Source organism: Aurantimonas aggregata, assembly GCF_010500835.1.
Lineage (GTDB): Bacteria > Pseudomonadota > Alphaproteobacteria > Rhizobiales > Rhizobiaceae > Aurantimonas > Aurantimonas aggregata.
The window spans coordinates 116,618-123,404 of sequence record NZ_JAAAMJ010000012.1; the positions used below are offsets into that span (position 1 = coordinate 116,618).

The window sequence follows — 6,787 nt, forward strand, 5'->3', positions numbered from 1 at the left end:
TCGGCGGGGCTGCCGGACAGCTTCCCCGCCGCTTCGTTCAGTGCAGGATCTGCGAGAGGAAGAGCTTCGTGCGCTCGTGCTGCGGGTTGGTGAAGAAGGCCTCCGGCTCGTTCTCTTCGACGATCTGCCCGGCGTCCATGAAGATGACGCGGTTGGCCACCTGGCGGGCGAATCCCATCTCGTGGGTGACACACAGCATCGTCATGCCCTCCTCCGCGAGACCGACCATCACGTCGAGCACTTCCTTGATCATCTCCGGGTCGAGCGCCGAGGTCGGCTCGTCGAACAGCATGATCTTCGGGCTCATGCAGAGCGAGCGGGCGATGGCGACGCGCTGCTGCTGGCCGCCCGAAAGCTGGCCAGGGTATTTGTGCGCCTGCTCGGGAATCTTGACGCGCTCGAGATAGTGCATCGCCACCTCCTCGGCCTTGGCCTTGGGCATCTTGCGCACCCAGATGGGCGCCAGCGAACAGTTCTCGAGAATGGTCAGATGCGGGAACAGGTTGAAGTGCTGGAACACCATGCCCACCTCGCGCCGGACCTCGTCGATCTTCTTCAGATCGTTGGTCAGCTCGATGTTATCGACGACGATGCGGCCCTTCTGGTGCTCTTCCAGCCGGTTGATGCAGCGGATCATCGTCGACTTGCCGGAGCCGGACGGGCCGCAGATGACGATCCGCTCGCCGCGACGGACGGTGAGGTTGATGTCCCGCAGGACGTGGAATTCCCCAAACCACTTGTTCACGGCGAGCAGTTCGACGGCGATCTCGTCGGACATGTTTCCCGACAGGCGTGCGCGCGGCTGGATTTCGGTATCGACGGTCATGATCAGGTCCTTCAGCGCGTGTGCCCGGTGTCCAGCCGACGCTCGGTGTAGATCGAGTAGCGGGACATGGCGAAACAGAACAGCCAGAAGATGAACGCGGCGAAGACGAGGCCGGTCGCTGGCGTGGATGGAGTGATCCAGTTGGGGTCGTTGAAGCCGCGCCGCACCGTGCCGAGCAGGTCGGCAAGCCCGATGATGTAGACGAGGCTGGTATCCTTGAAGAGGCCGATGAAGGTGTTGACGATGCCGGGGATCACCAGCTTCAGCGCCTGCGGCAGGATGATCATGCGCATCTTCTGCCAATAGGTGAGCGCCATCGCGTCGGCGCCTTCGTACTGGCCTTTGGGGATCGCCTGAAGGCCGCCGCGGATCACCTCGGCCATGTAGGCGGCCGAGAACAGCGCCACGCCGACCAGGGCGCGCAGCAGCTGATTGAAGCTGACGCCCTCCGGCAGGAACAGCGGCAGCATGAAGTTGGCCATGAACAGGACGGTGATCAGCGGCACGCCGCGCCAGAACTCGATGAACACGATCGAGACGAGCTTGACCGCCGGCATTTGCGAGCGACGGCCAAGCGCCAGCGCGATGCCGAGCGGCAGCGACGCGGCGATGCCGCTGAGGGCGACGACGAGGGTCAGCATCAGCCCGCCCCAGAGGCTGGTCCGCACGAAGGAAAGCCCGAAATCGGCGGTCATCACGAAGACGAAACCGATGACCACCAGCGTCGGCACCAGCGCGCCCCACAGGCTGCCGTTGCGCGAACGGATGGCCGTCACCACCGCTGCCGCAATCGCCGCGACGGTGGCGAGGAACGCGATCAGAGTCAGGACCGAGAAGCGCAGGCCGAGGAGATCCACCCGCCCGCTGCCCACCGCATTGGACAAGAGCAGTACGAGCAGACCGACCAGCGCCAGCACTGCCGCCGCCTTCAGCAACGACGAGAAGCCGACGTCCGGACGGGCAGCGACCCCGCTGATCGTCACGGCCGCGGCCACGAGCAGGAACAGCGTGACCTCGCCGCCCGAGAAGGTGAAGTTGCCGCCGATGAGCAGTACCAGCGCCACGACCGGGAACACGGCGAAGAGCAGGATCGCGTTGATCCGCTTGTAGGGAACGCTCGGGATTGCCAGCGCCGCGACGAGCACGGCGAGGAGCACGAAGACGATGTCGACCCGCCAGCGCTCGCCGAGCGGATAGATCCCGTACATGAATTGGCCGAACTTGGCCTTGACGAAGGCCCAGCAGGCGCCGGCATGGCCGCCGCCCTCGAGCAGGCAGGCCTCGCGGTCGTCGCCATAAAAGACCGCGTCGACCCAGGCCCAGTTAAAGACGTTCCACAGCGCCCATGCCGCGAACAGGCCGGCAACGATGCTGAGGACGGAATCGAGCGGCGTCGCGAACAGGTTGCGGCGGATCGTGCCGACGACACCGACCTCGCTGGCGGGGGGCGGCAGCTGCTGTTTCTGCTCGGTCGAGACAAAGCGGGCGAAATCTTCTTCCATGTTCCTAAGCGCCCTTCATCAGCGTTCGACCAGCGCCATTTTCGAGTTGAACCAGTTCATGAACACCGACACCGTCAGGCTGATGCTGAGATAGACGACCATCCAGATCACCACGACCTCGATCGACTGGCCCGACTGGTTGAGGACGGTCGAGCCGACGGCGACGAGTTCGGGGTAGCCAATGGCCAGGCCCAGCGAGGAGTTCTTGGTCAGGTTCAGATACTGACTGGTCAGCGGCGGGATGATCACCCGGAACGCCTGCGGCACGACCACCAGACGCAGCACGTGGCCGCGCTTGAGGCCGAGGGCCGATGCCGCTTCCGTCTGGCCACCCGAAACCGAGAGAATGCCGGCCCGCACGATCTCGGCGATGAACGCGGCCGTGTAGATCGCCAGCGCCAGCAGCAGCGCGATGAATTCCGGGCGCATCTGGAACCCGCCGACGAGGTTGAACCGCGTCGCCTCGGGAAACTCCAGAACCGCCGGAATGCCCGTGAGCAGGAACACCGCGACCGGCAGCCCGATGATCAGGCCGAGGGCAGGCCAGAGCAGCGGACGACGCTCGCCGGTCGCGAGCTGCCGCACCTTGTTGCGACGCGCCAGCACGATGGAGCCGACGATCCCGATGACGAACGCGATGGCCGTCGCCCAGGCCAGCGGGTCGAACAGGATGGTCGGCACCTGCAGGCCGCGATTGGTCAGGTAGATTCCGAGCGGATTTACGTCGAGGCCGCGGGGGCCGCTGAGGACCGAGAGCACGCCGAAATACCAGAACAGGATGACGAGCAGCGGCGGGATGTTGCGGAAAATCTCGACATAGACCGTCGCCAGCATGCGAACGAGGAAGTTCTGCGACAGACGCGCGATGCCGACGATGAAGCCGATGATCGTCGCGACGATGATGCCGCTCGACGCGATCAGCAGCGTGTTGGCGATGCCGACCAGCAGGGCCCTGCCATAGGTGCTGTTGCTCGAATATTCGATCGGCACCTGCGCGATGTCGAACCCGGCGCGCGAGCCGAGAAAGCCGAAGCCGGAGGCGATGTTCGCAGCGGCGAGGTTGCGGGCGGTGTTGTCGATGATCCACCAGGCGAATGCCACGATGGCGAGGATCAGCGTAACCTGGATGACGATGCTGCGGACGGTGGGGTTGGTCAGCAGCGAGCCGGTGCTCGATCGTCGGGGCAGAGTTTCGGTCTCGGCGGTCATGAACTATCCCGGGCGCTGATGGCGAAGGCAGCGCGGTTGCAACCGGATGAGATGGGCCGTGATGCGGCGGGCGCCGATGGGCGCCCGCCGCAGTTCGCCATCAGCGGATGGGCATGCCGTACTGGAGACCACCCTTGGTCCAGAGGGCATTCTGGCCGCGCTGGATCTGCAGCGGCGTGTTGACGCCGATGTTACGCTCGAAGATCTCGCCGTAATTGCCGACGGCCTTGATCACGTTGACCACCCAATCCTGAGAGACGCCGATCGACTCGCCGAAATTGCTGTCCTGGCCGAGCAGACGCCGGATCTCAGGGTTCTCGGACTCCAGCATCTCCTCGACATTGGCCTGGGTCACGCCGAGTTCTTCGGCGTTGAGCAGCGCGTAGTGCACCCACTTGACGACGTTGAACCACTCCGTGTCGCCCTGGCGCACGGCAGGTCCGAGCGGCTCCTTGGAGATGATCTCCGGCAGGATCACGTGCTCGTCCGCATTGCCCATCTCGAGCCGCGAGGCGGCAAGGCCCGACGCGTCCGTGGTCAGCACGTCGCAGCGGCCGCTGTCATAGGCCGAGTTCACGTCCGACTGCGACTCGATGACGACCGGATTGTAGTCCATGTTGTTGGTGCGGAAATAATCCGCCAGGTTGAGCTCCGTCGTGGTGCCGCTCTGCACGCAGACCGTCGCGCCGGACAGCTCGAGAGCCGAGTTCACGTTCAGGTCGCTCTTCACCATGAAGCCCTGGCCGTCATAGTAGTTGACGCCGGCAAAGGTCAGACCCAGCGTGGTGTCGCGGTCCATCGTCCAGGTGGTGTTGCGGGCCAGCATGTCGATTTCGTTGTTCTGGAGCGCCGGGAAGCGCTGCACAGCCGAGAGCGGCGAGTACTGGACCTTCGAGGCATCGCCGAAGACGGCTGCCGCGACGGCCTTGCAGTAGTCGACGTCGAGACCCTGCCATCCACCCTGGTCGTCCTGCGATGCGAAACCGGGAAGACCGGTGTTGACGCCGCAGCGCAGGTTGTCACGATCCTTGACCGTCTGGAGGGTTTGCGCGGAGGCAGCGTTCACGGCAAGACCCGCGATCGAGAGGCCGAGCACGGCGGTCAAAAGCTTCAATTTCATCAGGATACCTTCCCAAATTGGGTTTTCGGTTCAGCTTGTTCTTCTCGAACCAGAACCCGCTCGCAAGCGGCCACCGGCCAGCCGGCACACCATTGGTTCTGTTCGGCTCGGCAATGACATGTCATAAAAATGTGCAGGTCAAGAAGCTGACACTTTTTTCCCTGCGCATTTGGCCAATCGATCCTGCCACATCCCAGAATCCCATCAGAAAGCTGACGCATTGAGCACCGAACGCCCAAAATCCGATCAGACGGTCGGCGTTAACACCCGCCTCGCTCACGGACCGTACGACCCGCGGTTGCAGCATGGCTTCGTGAACCCGCCCGTCTTCCACGGCTCGACAGTGCTTTTTCCCGATGTGGCGACGTTGCGCGACCGGGCGCGCCAGCCGTTCAGCTACGCGTTGTCCGGCACGCCCACCACGAAGGCGCTCGAAGATGCGCTGAACGAGCTTGAGGGATCGGCCGGAACGATCCTGCTTCCGTCGGGGCTTGCCGCGGTCACCGTGCCGCTGCTCGCCTTCCTGTCGGCCGGCGATCACTGCCTCGTCGTCGACTCGGTCTATCACCCGACCCGGCGCTTCTGCGACGGCACGCTGACGCGGATGGGCGTGACGGTGGAGTATTTCGATCCCCACATCGGCGGCGGGATCGCCGCACTGATGCGGCCGGAGACGAAGGTCGTGTTCATCGAGGCTCCGGGCTCGCATACGTTCGAGATCGTCGACGTTGCCGCCGTCGCCGAAGCAGCCCGCACGGGCGGCGCGGTCACGATGATGGACAACACCTGGGCGACGCCGCTGCTGTTCCGCCCCCTCGATCACGGCGTCGACCTGTCGATCCACGCGCTGACGAAATACCCGGGCGGCCATTCCGACGTGATGATGGGCAGCGTCTCCGCATCGCGCGAGGTCTGGCCACAGCTACGCGCCACGCAGCTCCAGCTCGGCGTCAACGCCGCGCCGGACGACACCTATCTCGTCCTTCGCGGCCTCAAGACGATGGGCGTGCGACTGGAACGCCATGGCCGCTCGGCCCTCGCCGTTGCCGAATGGCTGGCGTCCCGCGACGAGGTCGCCGCCGTGCTGCATCCCGCTCTCCCCGACTTTCCCGGGAACGCGCTCTGGCGCCGGCAATTCAGTGGCTCGAGCGGGCTGTTCGGCTTCGTCCTGAAGGGCGGCGGCAAGACCGGCGATGCCTTCCTCAACGCGCTGACACTGTTCGGGCTGGGCTTTTCCTGGGGCGGACACGAGAGCCTCGCCGTGCCCTCCGACCTCTCCGATCGCACGATCGCCAAGGGCCCCGACGGGGGCACGCTGATCCGCCTGCAGATCGGGCTGGAGGACGTAGACGATCTCTGCGCCGACCTTGAACGCGGTTTCGCCGCGGCCCGCGCGGCGTAACGGCAGTCCAAAGCGGAGCGTGGTGCTGCTGGGACGGGAGCCCAGCAGCAGATCTCGCCGGTTCGATCGGACGACGAAGACATGAGAGTTCAACGGCCTGCGATCGGCTTTTTGATGCTCGCAGCCTGCGACACAGCCGCCGGCGGACCGGAGGGTCCCCTTTGCGCCGCTACCCCCGTCCCCGATAGGGCGGCACGCCCTGATCCGGTATCCAGACGTCCACCGGAGCCGGACCGGTCTGATAGAAGACGTCGATCGGGATACCGCCACGCGGATACCAGTACCCGCCGATGCGCAGCCACGCCGGCTCCAGCAGCTCGGCCAGCCGCCGCGCGATGGAGACGGTACAATCCTCGTGGAAGGCGCCATGATTGCGGAACGATGTCAGATAGAGCTTGAGGGACTTGCTCTCGACCAGCCACGCGGCCGGAACGTAGTCGATGACCAGATGGGCGAAGTCGGGCTGGCCGGTCATCGGGCAAAGCGACGTGAATTCAGGGGCCGTGAAACGGACCGCGTAGCGGACACCGGCCTGCGGGTTCGGCACGCGTTCGAGCACCGCGTCTTCGGGCCTCGCCGGTATGGCCGTCGCCTGGCCCAGCTGGCCACCCGCAAGAACCTCGCCTGGCGGGTGATTTCGTGATTCACTTGGCCTGTCATGATTTGGAGGCAGGTCGATGGAGCAACGGTCGCTTTTCGGTCTCTCGGAGCATCTGGAGCGCCTGAGT

At 64.9% G+C, this 6,787-nt stretch carries 6 protein-coding genes; 1 reads left to right on the forward strand and 5 read right to left on the reverse strand.

Translation table 11 applies throughout. The features are described 5' to 3' along the window. Nucleotides 1-37 precede the first annotated feature (37 nt). From GTW51_RS15430 to GTW51_RS15445, 4 genes are all read right to left on the reverse strand, one after another. Entirely contained in the window at nt 38-778 is a 741-nt protein-coding gene (locus GTW51_RS15430) for an amino acid ABC transporter ATP-binding protein (protein WP_203566115.1), read from the reverse strand. A 59-nt stretch (nt 779-837) separates the two neighbouring features. Continuing rightward, nucleotides 838-2,328: an amino acid ABC transporter permease gene (locus GTW51_RS15435; protein ID WP_163044914.1), complete on the reverse strand. Its 1,491-nt coding sequence runs from the start codon at nt 2,326-2,328 to the stop codon at nt 838-840. Between the two features lie 18 nt (nt 2,329-2,346). After that, the gene (locus tag GTW51_RS15440) at nt 2,347-3,537 is read right to left on the reverse strand and encodes an amino acid ABC transporter permease (protein WP_163044915.1); all 1,191 of its coding nucleotides are present in this window, start codon (nt 3,535-3,537) and stop codon (nt 2,347-2,349) included. 100 nt (nt 3,538-3,637) lie between these two features. Next, entirely contained in the window at nt 3,638-4,657 is a 1,020-nt protein-coding gene (locus GTW51_RS15445) for an amino acid ABC transporter substrate-binding protein (RefSeq protein WP_163044916.1), read from the reverse strand. A gap of 220 nt (nt 4,658-4,877) precedes the next feature. Here GTW51_RS15445 and metC point away from each other — a divergent pair, with 220 nt between their 5' ends. Beyond that, on the forward strand, nt 4,878-6,059 hold the full coding sequence (gene metC / locus GTW51_RS15450; RefSeq protein WP_163044917.1) for a cystathionine beta-lyase: 1,182 nt from the start codon (nt 4,878-4,880) through the stop codon (nt 6,057-6,059). A 169-nt stretch (nt 6,060-6,228) separates the two neighbouring features. On the opposite strand, the gene queF is transcribed toward metC, so the two are convergent. Continuing rightward, nucleotides 6,229-6,660, reverse strand: coding sequence for a preQ(1) synthase (queF, locus tag GTW51_RS15455; protein ID WP_425483265.1), 432 nt, complete (start codon nt 6,658-6,660; stop codon nt 6,229-6,231). Between the last annotated feature and the right edge of the window lie 127 nt (nt 6,661-6,787).